At 61.5% G+C, this 19,156-nt stretch carries 17 protein-coding genes; 4 read left to right on the top strand and 13 right to left on the bottom strand.

Going from position 1 to position 19,156, the window contains the following annotated elements:
- Positions 1 to 551: 551 nt before the first annotated feature.
- From L2I46_RS02870 to L2I46_RS02850, 5 genes are all read right to left on the bottom strand, one after another.
- Positions 552 to 1,256 (bottom strand): ABC transporter ATP-binding protein, encoded by a 705-nt coding sequence (locus L2I46_RS02870; RefSeq protein ID WP_032455040.1) that lies wholly within the window; start codon positions 1,254 to 1,256, stop codon positions 552 to 554.
- Positions 1,243 to 2,079 (bottom strand): ABC transporter ATP-binding protein, encoded by an 837-nt coding sequence (locus tag L2I46_RS02865; RefSeq protein ID WP_236947533.1) that lies wholly within the window; start codon positions 2,077 to 2,079, stop codon positions 1,243 to 1,245. Before L2I46_RS02865 ends, L2I46_RS02870 begins: the two co-directional genes overlap by 14 nt.
- Positions 2,072 to 2,905 (bottom strand): ABC transporter permease, encoded by an 834-nt coding sequence (locus tag L2I46_RS02860; protein ID WP_032455042.1) that lies wholly within the window; start codon positions 2,903 to 2,905, stop codon positions 2,072 to 2,074. The genes L2I46_RS02865 and L2I46_RS02860 overlap by 8 nt, the downstream gene beginning before the upstream one ends.
- Positions 2,905 to 3,927: an ABC transporter permease gene (locus L2I46_RS02855; protein ID WP_085551165.1), complete on the bottom strand. Its 1,023-nt coding sequence runs from the start codon at positions 3,925 to 3,927 to the stop codon at positions 2,905 to 2,907. The genes L2I46_RS02860 and L2I46_RS02855 overlap by 1 nt, the downstream gene beginning before the upstream one ends.
- Before the next feature lie 120 nt (positions 3,928 to 4,047).
- Complete coding sequence (locus L2I46_RS02850; protein ID WP_032455044.1) at positions 4,048 to 5,616, bottom strand: ABC transporter substrate-binding protein; 1,569 nt, start codon at positions 5,614 to 5,616, stop codon at positions 4,048 to 4,050.
- 205 nt (positions 5,617 to 5,821) lie between these two features.
- Here L2I46_RS02850 and L2I46_RS02845 point away from each other — a divergent pair, with 205 nt between their 5' ends.
- The gene (locus tag L2I46_RS02845) at positions 5,822 to 6,517 is read left to right on the top strand and encodes a GNAT family N-acetyltransferase (RefSeq protein WP_032455045.1); all 696 of its coding nucleotides are present in this window, start codon (positions 5,822 to 5,824) and stop codon (positions 6,515 to 6,517) included.
- Positions 6,518 to 6,657: 140 nt separating this feature from the next.
- On the opposite strand, the gene betA is transcribed toward L2I46_RS02845, so the two are convergent.
- From betA to betI, 3 genes are read right to left on the bottom strand one after another with little or no spacing between them, the layout of a single operon-like run.
- A complete protein-coding gene (betA, locus tag L2I46_RS02840; protein ID WP_121936267.1) occupies positions 6,658 to 8,322 on the bottom strand; it encodes a choline dehydrogenase in 1,665 nt (554 codons plus the stop codon).
- A 13-nt stretch (positions 8,323 to 8,335) separates the two neighbouring features.
- Entirely contained in the window at positions 8,336 to 9,808 is a 1,473-nt protein-coding gene (gene betB / locus L2I46_RS02835) for a betaine-aldehyde dehydrogenase (protein ID WP_065804687.1), read from the bottom strand.
- 13 nt (positions 9,809 to 9,821) lie between these two features.
- Entirely contained in the window at positions 9,822 to 10,409 is a 588-nt protein-coding gene (gene betI, locus L2I46_RS02830) for a transcriptional regulator BetI (RefSeq protein WP_023288759.1), read from the bottom strand.
- A 128-nt stretch (positions 10,410 to 10,537) separates the two neighbouring features.
- On the opposite strand from betI, the gene betT reads away from it, so the two are divergent.
- A complete protein-coding gene (betT, locus tag L2I46_RS02825) occupies positions 10,538 to 12,571 on the top strand; it encodes a choline BCCT transporter BetT (RefSeq protein WP_023288760.1) in 2,034 nt (677 codons plus the stop codon).
- A gap of 46 nt (positions 12,572 to 12,617) precedes the next feature.
- Here the strand turns inward: betT and ivy are convergent, their stop codons facing one another.
- Complete coding sequence (ivy, locus tag L2I46_RS02820) at positions 12,618 to 13,064, bottom strand: Ivy family C-type lysozyme inhibitor (RefSeq protein WP_023288761.1); 447 nt, start codon at positions 13,062 to 13,064, stop codon at positions 12,618 to 12,620.
- Between the two features lie 225 nt (positions 13,065 to 13,289).
- Between ivy and L2I46_RS02810 the strand changes: the two genes are divergently transcribed.
- Positions 13,290 to 14,546: a mechanosensitive ion channel family protein gene (locus tag L2I46_RS02810; protein WP_023288762.1), complete on the top strand. Its 1,257-nt coding sequence runs from the start codon at positions 13,290 to 13,292 to the stop codon at positions 14,544 to 14,546.
- On the opposite strand, the gene L2I46_RS02805 is transcribed toward L2I46_RS02810, so the two are convergent.
- Positions 14,543 to 15,436, bottom strand: coding sequence for a LysR substrate-binding domain-containing protein (locus L2I46_RS02805; RefSeq protein WP_110211996.1), 894 nt, complete (start codon positions 15,434 to 15,436; stop codon positions 14,543 to 14,545). The two genes, L2I46_RS02810 and L2I46_RS02805, sit on opposite strands and share 4 nt — an antisense overlap.
- A 254-nt stretch (positions 15,437 to 15,690) precedes the next feature.
- On the opposite strand from L2I46_RS02805, the gene L2I46_RS02800 reads away from it, so the two are divergent.
- Positions 15,691 to 16,296 (top strand): glutathione S-transferase family protein, encoded by a 606-nt coding sequence (locus L2I46_RS02800; protein WP_032455047.1) that lies wholly within the window; start codon positions 15,691 to 15,693, stop codon positions 16,294 to 16,296.
- 52 nt (positions 16,297 to 16,348) lie between these two features.
- Here the strand turns inward: L2I46_RS02800 and L2I46_RS02795 are convergent, their stop codons facing one another.
- From L2I46_RS02795 to L2I46_RS02785, 3 genes are all read right to left on the bottom strand, one after another.
- Complete coding sequence (locus L2I46_RS02795; RefSeq protein WP_023288765.1) at positions 16,349 to 17,134, bottom strand: SDR family oxidoreductase; 786 nt, start codon at positions 17,132 to 17,134, stop codon at positions 16,349 to 16,351.
- 88 nt (positions 17,135 to 17,222) lie between these two features.
- On the bottom strand, positions 17,223 to 18,020 hold the full coding sequence (locus L2I46_RS02790; protein ID WP_032455051.1) for an SDR family oxidoreductase: 798 nt from the start codon (positions 18,018 to 18,020) through the stop codon (positions 17,223 to 17,225).
- A gap of 60 nt (positions 18,021 to 18,080) precedes the next feature.
- Positions 18,081 to 19,148, bottom strand: coding sequence for an ABC transporter permease (locus tag L2I46_RS02785; RefSeq protein ID WP_102002319.1), 1,068 nt, complete (start codon positions 19,146 to 19,148; stop codon positions 18,081 to 18,083).
- Positions 19,149 to 19,156: the final 8 nt, after the last annotated feature.

Here is a 19,156-nt window from a genome sequence, read left to right as displayed (position 1 = left end):
ATACCGTGCCTGCTGTTATCGCCCGGCGGCGCTGCGCTTGCACGGGCCTACGGGGTGTGAGCCTGTGAGTGGATCCTGTAGGCCGGGTAAGGCGCAGCCGCCACCCGGCAAAATAACGGCACAACCGGAAATGTCCTTGTTCGCACTGCGCCTGGCAGGGCTACAACTTCTATGTTAATTCCGGGCAGATTGCGCTCCCGGTTAGTCTTCTGCGTTATGTCCCTTATGGCGCAGGGAGCGCACAGGGGGCGGCCAGTCGCCGCCGCCCCCTGTACCCCCGGGCTCCGGCCAGCAAAATCGCCGCTGCGCGGTCCCTTCGACTTATCCCTGCAGGCTTCGGGTCGGGCCGAGGCAGCGTCCGTGCAAAACACGGCCCTCAGCCCGCATCCATGCGGGCTGCCCCGGCCTTCCGGGAACGTCTCAGCGATTTTGAGGCCGTCAGCACCGGCAGTTTCAGTCGCACAAGTGGGTGAATCAACGACAGGTCGCACGAACCCTCCAGGTCGGGTAAGCGAAGCGCCACCGACAAAACGACGGCTTCTCCGCTGACCTCACTTCATCCGGTGTTCTCCGTTGAGCAGCGCTTCGCGATCGAAAAAGCGCTGGATCACACCCTCCGCCATAAACGCCGCCCGATCGGACATATGGGCGATGACGTCGGCATCGTGGCTGACCAGCAGATAGGTCATGCCGTGCTCCTGTTTCAGGCGATTAAGCAGATTGAGGATTTCCGCCTGCACCGACATATCCAGCGCCGAGGTCGGCTCATCCAGCAGCAGGATCTGCGGACGCAGCAGCAGGGCACGGGCAATGGCCACGCGCTGCCGTTGACCGCCGGAGAGCTGGTGCGGATAGCGGCGTGCGGCGTCGGCGGCCAGACCCACCTGCTCAAGGGCGGTGGTCACCCGCGGGGCAACGTCGCGGATGCCGTGGATCTGCAGCGGCTCCGCCAGGGTGCGCCACAGGGTATGGTTGGGATGCAGCGAAGCATACGGATCCTGAAACACCATCTGCACATTGCGTCGCAGCTCGCCCTGAAAGCGGGCGCCCGGCGCGATGGCCTGGCCCAGCAGCGCCACGCTGCCGCGCCATTCGCGCTGTAATCCGGCGAGCACGCGCAAAATCGTCGATTTGCCGCAGCCCGAGGCGCCGATCAGGCTGAAGGTTTCCCCGGCGTCGACACGGAAACTGGCGGCGGAAACCGCCGTCTTCGCGCCGAATGTTACCTGTAGATCCTTAAGATTAACGATCGCCATGGGTCGTCTCCGTAAAGTCCTGGGTTCTGTCGAGGGTCGGCAGCATCTGACCGTAGGTTTGCGCATTTGGCCGGCAGGTCCACAGGGTGCGGGTATAAGGGTGCGTCGCGGTCGGCAGCGCCCGCGCCGGCATCTCATCGACCTGTCTCCCCTGGTACATCACCAGCACGCGATCGCAATGCGCGGCCACCAGCGGTAGATCGTGGCTGATCAGTAACATGGCCATCTGCCGCTGCGCGCACTGCTCCACCAGCAGCTCGAGGATCTGGTTGCGCAGGCGGGCGTCAAGGGCCGAGGTCGGCTCGTCGGCTATCAGCACCCTCGGGTTATTGAGCAGCGCGAGGGCGATCATCACCCGCTGCCCCATCCCGCCGGAGAGCTCGCCGGGATAGCGGCTGAGGACCGGGAGATCCAGACCGACGGCGGCGATGGCGTCTTTGACCGCCTCGGCGCGAGCGCGGCGGCGGAGACGCTGATGCAGGGTTAACGCCTCCTCCAGCTGCGTCTGAATGGACTGCACCGGATTTAGCGCATAGCGTGGATCCTGCAGCACCATGGCGATATCGTTGCCGCGCAGTTCGCGCCAGCCGCAGGCGCTGAGGGTCAGCACATCGCGCCCCAGCACCTCCAGCCGTTCGGCGCTCACCACCCCGGGCTTGCGCACCAGGCCCATCAGCGCCCGGGCGGTCATCGATTTGCCGGAGCCGGATTCCCCCACCAGCGCCAGCCGCTCGTTGCCGAGGGTGAAGCTGATGTTATCCACCACCCGGGCGGTGGGGTAGTCGACGGCGAGTCCCTGGACGGTCAGTCGGATGTCAGTCATGTTGCGGCTCCAGAATATCGCGCAGGCCATCGCCCAGCAGGTTAAACGCCAGGCTGGCGAGCAGGATCGCCGCGCCGGGGATGGCGGCGATCCACCACTGATCGAAAATCACCTGCATCCCGTCGGCAATCATCGCTCCCCACTCCGCCATCGGCGGGCGGGCGCCAAGGCCGAGAAAGCCGAGCCCGGCGGCGGCGAGGATAATGCCCGCCAGATCGAGCGCCAGCCGGACAATCGCCGACGGCAGACACAGCGGCAGAATATGGCCGACCAGCAGCCGCCAGCCGCGGATGCCCAGCATCTCCGCCGCGGCGAGGTAATCGCTATGGCGCAGGCGCTGAATTTCGCTGCGCGCCTGCCGGGCGTAGGCCGGCCAGGTAGTCAGGGCTAACGCCAGCGCGCCGTTGACCAGCCCCGGGCCGAGCATCGCCACGAACGCGAAGGCGAGGATCAGCCGCGGCATCGACATCACCACGTCGGTAAAGCGCATCAGTATCCGCTCCAGCCACCCGCCATAGTAGCCGGAGAGAATACCCACCAGCAGACCGACGGGCAGGGTAATGGCGGTCACCAGCGCGACCAGACCCAGCGCCGGACGGGCGCCGTAGAGCAGGCGTGACAGCAGATCGCGGCCGTAGCTGTCGGTGCCGAGCCAGTGCCCCGCGCCCGGGCCCTGCAGACGGGCGGCGGCATCCTGCCAGTTGGGATCGTGCGGCGCCAGCCACGGGGCGAACAGCGCGGTCAGCACCAACAGGATCACCAGGGTCAGACCGCAGAAGGCGGCGGGTGAGCGGCGCAGACGGCGTAAAAACAGATAAGTCGGCATCAGCGCACCCTCGGGTCGGTTAACCGCACCAGCAGGTCGGTCAGGTTATTGATCAGCACAAAACTCACGCCGATCAGCAGCGTGCCGCCCATGATCGCCGTGGTATCTCCGGCGAACAGCGCGGTGGTGAGGTAGCGACCGATCCCCGGCCATGAGAAGACGGTTTCGGTGAGCACCGCCCCTTCGAGCATTGAGGTCCAGGCGAGGGCGGTTACTGTCAGCAGGGTGCCGCGGATATTGGGCAGAACGTGACGCAGCAGAATCGTCATCTCACCGGCCCCTTTGGCCCGCGCCAGCAGAATGTACTCTTTGTTCATTTCACTGAGACAGGCGGAGCGGGTCAGACGGGTGATGCTCGCCAGCGAGTAATAGGCCAGCACCAGCCCCGGCAGCAGCAGATGGCCGATAGCATTTTTGAAAGCCGCTGTATCGCCGGAGAGCCAGGTGTCGATCAGCGCAAAACCGCTGCGCGGCTCGACGGTGTACTGATAAATATCGTCGAGACGACCCGGGCCCGGCGCCCACTGCAGCCGGGCGTAGAACAGGGCCAGCATCAGCAGGCCGAGCCAGAATATCGGCACCGAGTTGCCCAACAGGGTAAAGGTGCGCACCGCCAGATCCCACGGCGAACCGGCGTAACGGGCGCACAGCACCCCGGCGACGATGCCCAGTACCGCGCCGACGATCAGCGCCAGGGTTGCCAGCTCAAGGGTCGCCGGGAAGACCGCCAGCAGATCGTGGAGCACCGGCTGGCCGGTGGCGCTGGCGATACCGAGATCGCCATGGGCCAGGTTGACCAGGTAGTGGCAGAACTGCACCGGCAGCGGCTGGTCGAGACCCAGCTGATGGCGAACCTGATCATAGGTCGACTGGCTGGCATGGTCGCCGACGATCTGCAGTACGCGGTCGACCGGCGACAGCGCGGAGAGCGAGAAGGTGACCAGCAGCAGCCCGAACAGCGTCAGCAGCAGGGTCAACAGCCCCTGCAGCAGGCGGGTAAGATGAGTGGAAAACGATGGCATGGAAAATGGAAATTCCTGGTATATCAACATGGTTCCCGGCGGCGCGACGTCCACCGGGTCCGGGTGGCGAAACGGTCATCCGGGCAGGGCGAGACCGCCGTGCCCGGTAACATAACCCGCTTACTTGGTCACGTTATCGTACCAGACCATGTCGGCGTTCAGCCCCTGCTGATAGCCCTTCACGTTATCGCGCACCACGATCTGGGTTTTCCCCTGGTCAATAAAGACGTATGGCGAATGCTGCAGCAGAGTTTCCTGCATCGTTTTGTACAGGTCGAGGCGTTTCGCCGGGTCCGGCTCCGCCACCGCGGCGAGGGTGGCTTTATTCAGCTCAGGGATCTGCCAGCCGTTGAGCCCGGCCACGGTGCTGGATTTACCATCGTTCCACGCGAAGGCGCTGGCGTTGGAATGGGCATCAAAGTAGTCGGGGATCCACAGGCGGATCGCCGCCTGATGCTGCTTCGCGCGCACCCGGGCATAGACCTGGCTGCCGGCGGCCGGCAGGAGATCCACCTTCACCCCGCCCTGGGCGAAGCTGGCCTGCAGCGACTGGGCGATGGTGATAAACGGCGGTTTGTTCTCCACGTCGAGGGTGAAGTGCGCATCCTTAATGCCCGCTTTATCAAGGATAGCCTTAGCTTTTTGCGGGTCGAAGGCGAATGGATTGGTCTCCAGCGCCCCCGGCAGGCCGGCCGGCAGGAAGCTTTGGTGAATAAAGTACTGGCCTTTCAGCAGATTTTTGGTGATGCCCTCATAATCGACCAGCCAGCGCGCCGCCTCCCAGAAGGCCGGATTATTGAGCAGCGGGTTGGCGCTGTTGGCGGTATTAAACACCAGATAGTTCTGTTCGGCGGACGGGATGCTCAGCACCTTCACGCCGGGTTTATCCTGCAGGGCGGCAATCTGGTCAGCGCCGAGATCGCGGGCCACGTCGGCATCCCCCTGCTGGATCAGCAGGCGGCGGGAAGCCGGGTCGGGGACGTTTTTAATAATGATGCTCTTGATCTTCGGCGCGCCGGTGGGGGAGCTGGCGTTGGCTTCCAGCACGATGGCTTGATGCGGCTGGTAGACGCGCATTTTATAGGCGCCGCTGCCCGCCGAGTGCATCTTCAGCCAGTCGTTGCCGAAGTCGTTATTTTTCGCGTTCGGCGCCACCTGTTTTTCATCAACGATGGAGGCGATGGGGGTGGAGAGTATATTCAGCGCCACCGCCGGGCTGACGTCGGCAGTCCAGTGCAGCGTCAGGGTATGGTCGTCAACCTTTTTCAGCTGGCTGGCGATGTTGTCCGGCTGCCAGCCGAGCACGTTGAGAATAAACGCCGGCGATTTATTCAGCGTCACCGCACGGGTGTAAGAGAAAATCACATCTTCCGGGCGCAGCGGATTACCGGAGGCGAATTTGGCATCCGGCTTCAGTTTGATGGTCAGGGTTTTCGCCGCCGGGTCGGCCTGCCAGCTTTCGGCGAGGATCGGTACGATTTTTTCAGGGTTGTTGCGGTCCGGCTGTACCAGACGCTGATAGAGGCTGGGCACCGTCTGAATGCTGGAGAGTTCGTTCGCTTCCGCCGGGTCGAGGCTGACGATATCGTCGAGACCCTGGGCGACCACCAGCGTGTTGGGCGGCGTGGCGGCATGCGCGGCGGCGGAGAGCGCCGTCAGTACCAGTAAAGGCAACAGTTTCTTGGTCATATGCAATCCCTGAAAAATGGTTATTTTAATTTTTTATGCTTCGCTACGTTAGGCCGCTTGCCAAAAGGCGTAAAGTCAAAATAAGGATATCCTTATGCTAAAAACGCATAATCAAGAACGACAGGTTATTGCCAGGCGTGCAGAAGCGCCTTTCTTCGCTGCTGGCTTCTTGCTATAACGCATTGTCTATTGCGAGGAGGTGGGTGTGCCGGAAATCAATGAGTTTGGCCAGCAGGTGAACGATCTTGTCCCTGGCTGGCAGGGGGCGCGAGTCCTGCGGCGAACGGCGTTAAATGGCCGTTTTTGTCGACTGGAGCCGCTGGACGTTGACCGTCATGCGGCGGATCTGTTTGCCGCCTATGCGCTAGGCGACAACAGCGACTGGACGTGGCTGGCGTCTACGCGGCCGGAGAGCGTGGCGGCGACCGCCCACTGGATCGCGGGCAAGGTGAATGATGATGCTCTGGTGCCCTACGCGGTGATTGACCTGCGTAGCGAGCAGGCGGTGGGTATCGTCAGCTATATGGCGATCGAACGGGAAATGGGCACGGTTGAGATCGGCCATGTCACCTGGTCGCGACGGATGAAAAACACCCCGCTGGGTACCGAAGCGGTCTGGCTGTTGCTGAAGAACGGCTTTGATCATGGCTACCGTCGGCTGGAGTGGAAATGCGATTCGATGAATGTCGCCTCGCGCCGGGCCGCCGAGCGGTTGGGCTTTAGCTGGGAAGGGCGCCTGCGGCAGAGGCTGGTGCGCAAAGGGCGGACGCGCGACAGCGATATGCTGTCCATCATCGATGGCGAGTGGCCTGCGCGCGATGCAGCGCTGCGGGCATGGCTGGCGGTGGAGAACTTTACTGCCGACGGGCAGCAGATCAAACGCCTGGAGGCGTTTCGCTAACATCAGAGGCTGTCCCGACCTTCCGGGAACGCCTCTGCGATTTTGACGCCGCCGATACCGGTGGCGTAAGTGGCTACATTAACCGCTGGCCGCCCGGACCGTAGGCCGGGCAAGGCATAGCCGCCGTCCGGCCTAAACGATCAGCGGCGAACCGACGCGTCGCCAGCGACATAATACGCCGCCGTGCTGCGCGGCAGCGGCTGGCGGCCGCGAATGGCGTCAGCCATCTTCTCGCCGATCATAATGGTGGTGGCGTTCAGGTTGCCGGTGATGATCTGCGGCATAATTGACGCATCGACCACCCGCACTCCTTCCAGACCGTGGACCCGGCCTTCGCCGTCGACCACCGCCATCTCGTCGTAACCCATCTTACAGGTCCCGCACGGGTGGAACGCGGTCTCGGCGTGGTTGCGCACAAACTCATCCAGCTCGGCATCGCTCTGGCAGTCAATACCCGGGCTGATTTCGCGGCCGCGATACTTATCCAGCGCCGGCTGGTTCATGATCTCCCGGGTGATGCGAATGGCGTCGCGGAACTCCTGCCAGTCCTGCTCATGGGACATATAGTTAAACAGGATCGCCGGATGGGCGTGTGGGTCGCGCGACTTCAGACGCACGTGGCCGCGGCTGGGAGAACGCATCGAACCGACGTGGCACTGGAAGCCATGCTCTTTCACCGCGTTGGAGCCATTGTAGTTAATCGCCACCGGCAGGAAATGGTACTGAATGTTCGGCCAGGCGAACTCTGCGCGGCTGCGGATAAAACCGCCTGCTTCGAACTGGTTGCTGGCGCCGATCCCGGTGCCGCCGAACAGCCACTCGGCGCCGATCTTCGGCTGGTTCCACCACTGCAGCGCCGGGTAGAGCGACACCGGCTCTTTGCACTCGTACTGCAGGTACATCTCCAGATGGTCCTGCAGATTCTCACCCACGCCGGGGAGATCGTGGACCACCGGGATATCGAACTGCCTGAGCAGCTCGGGGTTGCCGACGCCGGAGCGCTGCAGGATCTGCGGCGAGGCAATCGCCCCGGCGCACAGCAGCACCTCTTTGTTGGCCGTCGCTTTTGACGGGATAGTGCTTTCCCCCTCCAGCCACTCGACGCCCACCGCGCGCTTGCCGGAAAAAATAATGTGATCGGTCAGCGCATGGGTGCGGATGGTCAGGTTGGGGCGACCGCGCGCCTGGTCGAGATAGCCGCGGGCGGTGCTGGCGCGACGGCCCTGCGGCGTCACGGTGCGGTCCATCGGACCAAAGCCTTCCTGTTGGTAGCCGTTGAGATCGTCGGTGCGCGGATACCCCGCCTGCACCCCGGCTTCAACCATCGCCTCGAAGAGCGGATTATTGCCCGGCTTCGGCGTGGTGACGCTCACCGGGCCATCGCCGCCGTGATAGTCGTTGGGCCCGATATCGCGGGTTTCCGCTTTCCGGTAGTAGGGCAGGCAGTCGAGATAGCTCCAGTGTTCCAGTCCCGGGGCGGCGGCCCAGTTATCGAGGTCCAGAGCGTTGCCGCGAATGTAGCACATGCCGTTAATCAGCGAGGAGCCGCCGAGCCCTTTGCCGCGCCCGCACTCCATGCGGCGGTGGTTCATATAGGGCTCCGGTTCGGTCTCGTAGGCCCAGTTGTAGCGTTTGCCCTGCAGCGGGTAAGCCAGCGCGGCGGGCATCTGGGTGCGGAAATCGAACCGGTAGTCCGGGCCGCCGGCCTCCAGCAGCAGGACGGTGGTGTTTGGATCTTCAGTCAGTCGTGTCGCCAGAACGTTGCCGGCGGAGCCGGCGCCAATAATGATGTAGTCAAATTGCAAAAAAACCTCCCGGTTAAAATATGGACTGGAATTTACCCATCTCAACCTGGATGGACTTCACCTGGGTGTAACTCTGCAGGGTCATCACGCCGTTCTCGCGGCCAATACCGGAGTGCTTATAGCCGCCGACCGGCATCTCCGCCGGGGATTCCCCCCAGCTGTTGATCCAGCAGATGCCGGCTTCCAGCTGATGAATGGTGCCGTGGGCGCGGTTCAGGTCGGCAGTGACGATACCCGCCGCCAGACCGTAGTCGGTATCGTTGGCGCGGCGGATCGCTTCTTCTTCGGACGCGTAGCTGAGGATGGACATCACCGGGCCGAAGATCTCCTCGCGCACGATGGTCATCTCATCGGTGCAGTCGGTAAACACCGTCGGGGCCACCCATGCGCCGTTGTCAAAGCCTTCGCCCTTCAGCACGTCGCCGCCGCACAGCAGGCGCGCGCCTTCTGCTTTGCCTTTGGCGATGTAGCGCAGCACATTGTCACGGTGCGGGAAGCTGACCAGCGGGCCAAAGTTGGTGGTTTCATCGAACAGATCGCCCGCGCGGATGCGGCCCACGCGCTCAACGATTTTCTGCTCAAACGCCGCCTTAACCTTCGCGGGGACGAACACGCGGGTGCCGTTGGTGCACACCTGGCCGGAGCTGAAGAAGTTGGCCATCATGGCGATGTCGGCCGCGAGATCGAGATCCGCATCGTCGAAAATAATCAGCGGCGATTTACCGCCCAGCTCCATGGTGACCTCCTTCAGCGATGTGGCTGCGGAGTTGGCCATCACCTTTTTGCCGCTGGCGACGCCGCCGGTAAAGGAGACTTTAGCGATGCCCGGATGTTCAGTCAGGTACTGGCCGGTCTCCGCACCCACGCCCGGCAGGACGTTAAACACCCCGTCCGGCAGGCCCGCTTCGCTGTAAATTTCCGCCAGCCTGAGGGCGGTGAGCGGGGTGACTTCGCTCGGTTTGAAAATCATTGCATTGCCGGCGGCCAGCGCTGGCGCCGATTTCCACAGGGCGATCTGGATCGGATAGTTCCACGCGCCGATCCCGGCCACCACACCCAGCGGTTCGCGGCGGGTGTAGACGAACGACGTCTCGCGCAGGGGGATCTGACTGCCTTCCAGCGCCGGGATCAGCCCCGCGTAATACTCCAGCACGTCGGCGCCGGTGACGATGTCCACGGTTGAGGTTTCGGAATACGCTTTACCGGTGTCGAGGGTTTCCAGCTTTGCCAGCTCGTCGTTCCGCTCGCGCAGGATATCGACGGCGCGACGCAGGATGCGCGAGCGTTCCATGGCGGTCATCGCCGCCCAGATTTTTTGCCCGCGCCGCGCGCTCTCGACGGCGCGGTCGACATCCTCGCGTCCGGCAGCCTGAACGGTCGCCAGCACCTCGCCAGTGGCAGGGTTGATGGTCTCGAAGGTGCGACCGCTGGTGGCCGATGTATAACCACCATTAATATAAAGCTGCTGTTCTGCCATTCGGGACATAACGCCTCCTCGGTTATGGGTTCGGTAAATGCTGACGAATAAAGTGGCTGGTCAGCGACTGCGCCAGCGTCTTATCCAGCGGTTTGCCGCTGAGCGCCGCTCGCAGCCACAGGCCGTCTATCAGCGCAGCCAGCCCGTAGCCGGCCTCCTGGGCCTGCTCGCGCGGCAGCTCGCGGCGGAACTCGTACACCAGGTTTGACAGCAGGCGGCGGCTGCTCACCTGCTGCAGGCGGTAGAGCATCGGCTGGTGCATGCTGCTGGCCCAGAAGGCCAGCCAGGCCTTCATCGCCGCGCTGCTGATCTGCGTCTCATCAAAGTTGCCGCCGACTATCGCCTGCAGACGCTCTCCGGCGCTGCCGTCCGGCAGGGCGTGCAGACGGTTAAGCACCGCGTCGCGCAGCTGGCTGGTGATGTCGCGCATGGTCGCTTCCAGCAGACCATTTTTGTCTTTGAAATAGTGACTGATGATCCCCGTCGATACGCCCGCCCGCCGGGCGATCTGCGCGATGGTCGCGTCGTGCATTCCGACTTCATTTATTGCGTCCAGCGTGGCGTCGATCAGTTGCCTGCGCCGGATTGGCTGCATCCCCAGTTTGGGCATTTTTGCCACTCCATTCATCAGCGTTGGTTAACTATTAAAGCGGTTTTTGATTGGACGTTCAATATAAAATGTGTCTTAATTGTTACGTTATTGAATTTTAATAGTTACAAAAACAGTGGGGATACTGGATGACAGATCTTTCGCAAAACAGAGAAAAGGACAAAATCAATCCGGTGGTTTTTTATACCTCGGCCGGACTGATTTTGTTGTTTTCCCTGATGACGATCTTTTTTCGCGATTTTTCTGCCGAGTGGATTGGGCGCACCCTGGACTGGGTGTCGAAAACCTTCGGCTGGTACTATCTGCTGGCGGCGACGCTGTATATCGTCTTCGTCGTCTGCATTGCCTGTTCGCGCTTCGGCTCGGTGAAGCTCGGGCCGGAGCAGTCTAAGCCCGAGTTCAGCCTGCTGAGCTGGGCGGCGATGCTGTTCGCCGCCGGGATCGGCATCGACCTGATGTTCTTCTCGGTCGCCGAACCGGTGACGCAATATATGCAGCCGCCGGAAGGGGCGGGGCAGACCATCGAGGCGGCGCGCCAGGCGATGGTGTGGACGCTATTCCACTACGGACTCACCGGCTGGTCGATGTATGCCCTGATGGGCATGGCGCTGGGATACTTTAGCTATCGTTATAATTTACCGCTCACCATCCGCTCGGCGCTCTATCCTATCTTCGGGAAAAAGATTAATGGCCCCATCGGCCACAGCGTCGATATCGCGGCGGTGATCGGCACCATCTTCGGCATCGCCACCACCCTCGGCATTGGCGTGGTGCAGCTCAACTACGGTCTGAGCGTGCTGTTCGATATTCCTGACTCGCTGGCGGCGAAGGCGGCCCTGATAGCGCTGTCGGTGATCATCGCCACCATCTCGGTCACCTCCGGGGTGGACAAGGGCATCCGCGTGCTCTCCGAGCTGAACGTCGCCCTCGCGCTGGGGCTGATCCTGTTCGTGCTGTTCATGGGCGATACCTCCTTCCTGCTCAATGCGTTAGTGCTGAACGTCGGCGACTACGTCAACCGCTTTATGGGCATGACGCTGAACAGCTTCGCCTTCGACCGCCCGGTGGAGTGGATGAACAACTGGACGCTCTTTTTCTGGGCGTGGTGGGTGGCCTGGTCGCCGTTCGTTGGCCTGTTCCTGGCGCGCATTTCGCGCGGGCGCACCATCCGCCAGTTTGTGATGGGCACCCTGATTATTCCGTTCACCTTTACCCTGCTGTGGCTGTCGGTGTTCGGCAACAGCGCGCTGTATGAGATCATCCACGGCGACGCGGCCTTTGCCGGGGAGGCGATGCTCCACCCGGAGCGCGGCTTCTACAGCCTGCTGGCGCAGTATCCGGCGTTTACCTTTAGCGCGTCGGTGGCGACCATTACCGGTCTGCTGTTCTACGTCACCTCTGCCGACTCCGGCGCGCTGGTGCTGGGAAACTTTACCTCGAAGCTGAAGGACATCAACAGCGACTCCCCGAACTGGCTGCGCATCTTCTGGTCGGTGGCTATCGGTCTGTTGACCCTCGGGATGCTGATGACCAACGGCATCTCGGCGCTGCAGAACACCACGGTGATCATGGGGCTGCCGTTCAGCTTTGTGATTTTCTTCGTGATGGCCGGACTGTATAAGTCCCTGAAGGTGGAAGATTACCGCCGGGTTAGCGCCAGCCGCGACACTGCCCCGCGCCCGCTCGGCCTGCAGGATCGGCTGAGCTGGAAGAAGCGCCTGTCGCGGCTGATGAATTACCCGGGCACGCGCTATACCAAACAGATGATGGAGACGGTGTGCTTCCCGGCGATGGAGGAGGTTGCCCAGGAGCTGCGGCTGCGCGGCGCCGCGGTGGAACTGAAGAGCCTGCCGCCGGAAGAGGGCGAGAACCTTGGTCACCTCGATCTGCTGGTGCACATGGGCGACGAGCAGAACTTTATCTACAAGATCTGGCCGCAGCAGTACTCGGTGCCGGGCTTTACCTATCGGGCGCGCAGCGGGAAATCCACCTATTACCGGCTGGAGACCTTCCTGCTGGAGGGCAGCCAGGGTAACGACCTGATGGACTACAGCAAAGAGCAGGTGATCACCGATATTCTCGACCAGTACGAGCGGCACCTGAACTTTATCCATCTGCACAGGGAAGCGCCGGGGAACAGCGTGATGTTCCCGGATGGCTAGTCAGGGGAACCCCCGTCGGGGAAAGACTGACGGGGGCGACGGGCTGTTACTGGTAGTTAAAAGCGTCCGGATGGTTGTCGAGGCTGCCGCTGAGGGCGGCAAACAGCACGGTTTTGCCATCAATGGACAGGGCGTCGCTGACGTTAAGCCAGGTCAGCTTCTCCTGGTCGGTTTTTTCATCGACCACCGAGTAAACGCCTGACATCTGTTTGGTTTTTTCCGACCAGATCACCGCGATACGCTCATGGCCGCAGTCGTGGGGTTTGCAGGCGCTTAGCACCTGCCAGGATTCGCTACCCAGCTTCACCGTCTGCGCCGGCGAACCGGTGCCGCCGGTGGTCACCCAGGCGGGCAGCTGATGGCCTTTGACCATCTGGTTAAACGACGCCCGGGTGGCGGTATCGTGAGCCAGACTGTTCAGCGTGACGTCGCCTTGCGCCATGACGCTGGCGGAGGCGGCTAAGGCGATAATAGCGGTAAGCGTTTTAAACATGTTTCCTCCTGGACTTATTCCGTCCTCATAACAAGCCTCTTTATAGTGAGCGTAGATAATGATTAATGCAAACTATGACATAAATCCCGTGAATGATTAGCAGCGGTGCGCGCATGGACGTTACGCTAAGCGATATGCCATGATGCGGATTGATTAAAATTTTCCAATATATGCCCTTGTGATAAAGCAGTTAGCGAAATGGCATAGTTATTCAGGCGATAAAGCATGGCGTATGTGAATCATCTACTGACGTTTATTGAGAGTAATCCGGCGCTGGCGGTGGGATTTAACCTTATTCTGCTGCTGCTCTCTGGCATATTCGCCCACCTTTTATGCAAGTTCTTGCTGATTAAAGTGGTGCGTAAGGTCTTCTTTGGCAGCCATAAACAGGACGTGCCGCTGGAGAAGGATCGACGCATCGCCGAAAAGTTGTCCAATTTCATTCCGGTTATTATCGTCTATTACGTTCTGCAGTTTATGCCAGCGATGCCGGCATCGCTGGTAACGGCGATTAATACCATCTGCGGGATCTTGTTTTTTATTTTTATGTCGGTGTTTTTCAACGAGATGCTGGATATTGTCAACAGCTCTTATCTGCGAAAAACCAAACGTAAAAATCATTCCATTAAGGGCTATATCCAGATAGGCAAAATCTTAGTCCACATCCTGGCGGCGATTATGATCCTCGCCGTGATGTCGAACAAATCGCCGATCATTATTATCTCCAGTCTGGGGGCGGTGGCGGCGGTGCTGATGATCGTCTTCCAGCATACCCTGCTGTCGTTGGTGGCGAACGTTCAGCTGTCGTCCAACGACGTGCTCCAGCTGGGGGACTGGATTGAAATGCCTGACAAGAACCTCAGCGGTGAGGTGACGGATATCGCGCTGCACACCATTACCATCCGTAACTGGGACAATACCATTTCCCGTATTCCCACCAAGAATTTCCTCACCGAGACCTATACCAACTGGCAGGCGATGTTCTCCTCCGGGGCGCGGCGGATCATGCGCAGTATCGCCATCGATCAGCACTCGGTGCGTTTTCTCAACCAGGAGATGCTCTCCTCGATGCTGACTATCCGCGGGGTAAGCGAGCCTCTGACCACGCTGCTTGACGGTCGGGATCCCGGCGGCGTGGCGGACCGCTGGTTTGTCGATAACGGCCTGACCAACCTGACCCTGTTTCGCCACTACCTGATGCACTATCTCGCCGAGCGACCGGATATTATTAAGGAGATGTATATTGTGGCGAGGACGCTGAAACCGTCGCCGTCGGGCATCCCGTTAGAGATTTACTGCTTTACCTCTTCGACGCTGTGGAAAGACTACGAGAATACCCAGTCGGCGATATTTGAGTACATTACCGCGGTGGCCGGGCAATTTTCCCTGCGCCTCTATCAGTATCCCGCCGGGCACGATTTCTGGCGTCTCTCCCAGGAGCACGCCGCCCGGGCGGGCCTGCCGCCGTCGGCGGAAGGTTAAGCGCTGAGCTGCTGACGCCAGAGGGCGATCTCCTCCTCCAGCCAGGCGATGAACCGGGCGACTTCCGGGCGGTTCTCCGCCTGCGGGGAGACGGTCAGCCAGTAGTGCCAGGGGTAGGGGACGGTGACGGCGGTGAGCTGCACCAGCTCGCCGCGGGCTATCGCCCCCGCCACCAGCGAGCGCCGCTCCAGCGCCACGCCCGCTCCCAGTCGAACCGCCTCCAGCACCAGGTTGGAGTCGTTCAGGCGCAGGCCCGCAGGAATGATTGTCTTTTCCAGCCCCGCCTGGCTGCACCAGGCGTTCCAGGACTCCATGGAAAAAACGATATCGCTGGCGGCGATCGCCTGCGGGGTGGTCGGCAGGTCGCCGCTGCGATAGTGCGGCGCGGCCACCACCAGCTGTTCATCGGCAAACAGATGTCGGCTTTCCATCCCCTCCCAGTCGCCTTGCCCCATGCGAATGGCCAGATCGATCCCCTCCTGCTGCAGGTTGACCACCGCCAGGCTGGTCAGCAGGCGCACCGCGATCTGCGGATGCCGCGCCTGAAAGCGCGCCAGCCGCGGCAGCAGCCAGTGGCAGCCAAAGGAGGGGAGCGTCGCCAGGGTCAGTTCCATCGTGCGGGGTTTGATCCGCACCATCCGCGTGGCGTCGGCGATGTGCTGTAACGCCTCGCGGATTTGCAGGGCATAGAGCCGCCCCTCTTCCGTGATGCGCACCCCGCGGCCGTGGCGGACAAACAGTGTGACGCCGACCAGGGCTTCCAGCTGTTTGATGTGCTGGCTGACCGCCGAATGGGTCACGCTCATCTCGTGGGCGGCCTGCGTCACGCTGCCGAGGCGCGCCACCGCCTCAAAGCTGCGCAGGCTGGCGACAGGGGGAAAATCTGCCATGGTCATCTCTCTTGTCAGGGCGTCAATACGTTAACGTTACTACCGGGTTAGCGGGTTTTAAAGCCGCCGCGAGCAGACAGTGGACGGGCTTCATTCGCTCTCAGTCGTTATAGCACAGGGGAGACAGGCGGACTACCCGGTGGCGCCAATTTGTTAGTTCTTCTAACCTTTGCGGTAAGCATCCCCTGATATTCGCGGGGCGGGTTTTCCAGTAAGGTAAGCCAGCAACCCCTTTATCGCAGGCAGGAGTGACGATGAAACTCATTGGTATGATGGATTCACCTTATGTAAGACGCGTGGCGGTTTCTCTGGCGCTCTATGGCGTGGAATTCGAGAGCCTGCCGCTGTCGGTCTTTAGCGGCTTTGATGAATTCTCCCGTATTAATCCGGTGGTCAAGGCGCCGACGGTGGTTCTCGATGACGGGACACAGCTGATGGACTCCACGCTGATCCTCCACTATTTCGAAACGACCCATCCCGCCGGACGCCGGCTGCTTCCCGCGCATCCCGAGGCGCTGGCCCGCGACCTGCACCTGCTGGGGGTGATCCTCGCCGCCAGTGAAAAAGCGGTCCAGCATGTTTATGAGCACCGTCTGCGGCCGGAGGAGAAGCAGCATCAGCCGTGGATAGCCCGGGTGACCGGTCAACTGCTCGCCGCCTGTCGGGAATGGGACGCCCGGCTGGCAGACCGCGTTGCCGCCGCGCAGCCGGACCAGGTGTTGGTCACCAGCACGGTGGTCTGGTCCTTTATCCAGTTGATGATCCCGACGGTGGTGCCGGCAACGGCGTTTCCGCATATCCGCGCGCTGGCGGAGAAAGGAGAGGCGCTGCCGGCGTTTCAACAGTATCCGCTGAGTTAACGGCGGGGATGGCGAGGGGCGCCGCAGCGTGGCGCCCTGAAGCAGGAGAGGATCACCAGCAGACAAACCCGCCGTCGACCACCAGGTCTACGCCGGTGCAGAACGAGGCGGCGTCGCTGGCGAGGAACAGCGCCGGGCCGGCCATCTCTTCCACCTTCGCCATCCGCTGCATCGGCGTCTGGCTTTCAAACTCGCGGGTCTGGTGCACCATCTCCGGGCGGGTATTCATCGGCGTGGCGGTATATCCCGGGCTGATGGAATTGACGCGGATCCCTTTGTCCACCCACTCCATCGCCAGGCTTTTCGACAGATGGATCACGCCGGCTTTGGAGCAGTTGTAATGCGCCTGGTCGAGGCCGCGGTTAACGATAATCCCCGACATCGAGGCGATGTTGATAATCGACCCGCCGCCGGACTCCAGCATCAGTTCCGCTTCCGCTTTGCAGGAATTCCACACCCCGGTGAGATTGATATCGATCACCCGCTGCCATTGCTCGCTCTCCATCGCCAGCGCCGGATTGGCGTTGGCGATCCCGGCGGCGTTGACGGCGATGTCGAGGCGGCCAAAGCGGCTTTTGGCCAGCGCGACGGCGGCGCGCAGGTCGGCCAGCTGGCGGACGTCGCCGGTGTAGGCGCAGGCCTGGCCGCCGATAGATTCAATATGACTGACCGTTTCCGCCAGCCCGCCGTCGTCGCGAAGATCAAAACAGACCACCCGCGCGCCGGCGCTGGCGAGACTGCAGGCGATAGTCTGGCCAATGCCGCTGCCGGCGCCGGTAACGAAGGCGACGCGATCCTGCAGGCTAAACAGCTGTTGTGCAAAGTCTTTACCGATCATAATGATTATTCTCTTCAATATAGTGTCGAACGTCGGGAGCCTGACGTCCCGGATAGCGGCGCGTCGCGCCTAATCCGGGCTACCGTGCTCAGGACATAATCAAACCGCCATCGATATTAATGGTCTGTCCGGTGAGATAGCGGGCGTCGTCGGAGGCGAGAAACGCCACCAGGCCGGCGACATCTTCCGGCTTGCCGGCGCGCTTCATTGGAATGCCCTCGACCCACTCCGCCATCAGCTCGCCTTTGCCGTAGCGCTTCTGCTCGGTGCTGAGAATTTCGCCCCACACGCGGTCGTTGTAATCCCACATTTCGCTTTCAATAATGCCCGGGCAGAAGGCGTTGACGGTGATATTCCACGGCGCCAGCTCGTGGGCCAGGCTTTGGGTTATGCCGATCACGCCCATCTTGCTGGCGGCATAGTGCGGGGTGTAGATGAAGCCCTGACGCCCCTGGCCGGATGAGGTGTTGATCAGGCTGCCGTGGTTCTGTTTCACCATATATTTGGCCGCCTCGCGGCAGCATAGCCAGACGCCGGTGGTATTGACCGCCAGCACTTTCTCGAAATCGGCTTTTGGCATCCGATCGTAGTAATCAATGGTGATGACCCCGGCGTTCTGAATCGAGACGTCAATGGTGCCGAAGCGGGCGGCGGCCTGCTCATACACCCCCTGCACCTGGGCTTCGTCGGTGACATCGACCTGCAGCGATAAAATATCCGCCTGATAGCGCTGACGCAGGGTTTCGGCGGTCTCATGAACGCGCTCGGCGTTGGAGACCATCACCAGGTTTGCGCCGTCGCGGGCGAAGCGCTCGGCAATACCCGCGCCAATGCCGCGGCAGGCGCCGGTGATCACCACCGTTTTGTTCTGGAAATCTCGTTGCATATTTTTTCCCTTTCGCTGAGCCGGGCACCAGGCCCGGCGGAAGATGTGAATCGTTGCCGGTTAGCTGGAGGTGGCGCCGTTGGGGGGGAGGGCGGCCAGTTTCTCCTCATGGCGGCGCATCAGGATGACCTTGCTCTGCAGCTTCTGCTGGAACTGGTCGACGACCACGGCGGTAACGATCACCACGCCTTTGATCACCATCTGCCAGAAGTCGCTGACGCCCATCATCACCATGCCGTCGGCAAGGAAGACGATCACGAAGGCGCCGATAATCGAGCCGGTCACCCGACCACGGCCGCCGGCCAGCGCGGTGCCGCCGAGCACGGTGGCGCCGATGGCGTCCATCTCAAACATGTTGCCGGTCATCGGGTGCGCGGTTTGCAGCTGTGATGCGACGATCAGGCCGACAAAGGCCGCGCACAGGCCGGAGAAGGCATAGACGAATATTTTCGCTTTCACAATCGGCACGCCGGCAAGGCGGGCGGCGGACTCATTGCCGCCGATGGCGTAGATGTAGCGGCCAAGCGGCGTTTTGGTGGTCAGCCAGTAGCCCAGCACCAGGAAGCCGATCATCAGCCAGATGGGAAGATAGACGCCGAGCAGAGTGCCGGAGCCGAGGGTGGCGAAACCGGTGTTGCCCAGCGCTTCCATACCGTTGAGATTCGGGTAGGTGCTCCCGTCGTTAAACAGCAGCGCGGAGCCGCGGGCGACGTACATCATGCCTAAGGTGCAGATAAACGGCGCCACGCCGAAGCGGGTGATCACCGCGCCGTTCACCAGGCCGACCAGTACGCCGAAGATCGCCACGCAGAAGATCACTTCCGGGACGTTAAAGAAGAGGATGTCGCCGTTCCACAGCGGCAGGCCATTGGTCAGCAGCGCGCCCGCCACCATGCCGCAGATCCCCGCCACCGCGCCGACGGACAAATCAATGCCGCCGGTGAGAATGACCAGCGTCATGCCGATGGCCAGCAGGCCGGTGATCGCCACGTGCTGGGTCATGATCAGCAGGTTAGAGGCGGTCAGGAAGTTGGGTACCATCACGCTGAAGAATGCGATCACCAGCAGCAGGGCGATAAAGGTGCGGGCCTTCAGCAGGTACATATAAATCATATATTTCTGGTTCATGATGGATT

Source organism: Klebsiella sp. 2019SCSN059, from assembly GCF_021739525.1.
In the GTDB taxonomy this organism is placed as follows: domain Bacteria; phylum Pseudomonadota; class Gammaproteobacteria; order Enterobacterales; family Enterobacteriaceae; genus Klebsiella; species Klebsiella quasipneumoniae.
The sequence above is the reverse complement of the archived record's forward strand: the minus strand, read 5'-3'. Positions and strand labels throughout refer to the sequence as shown.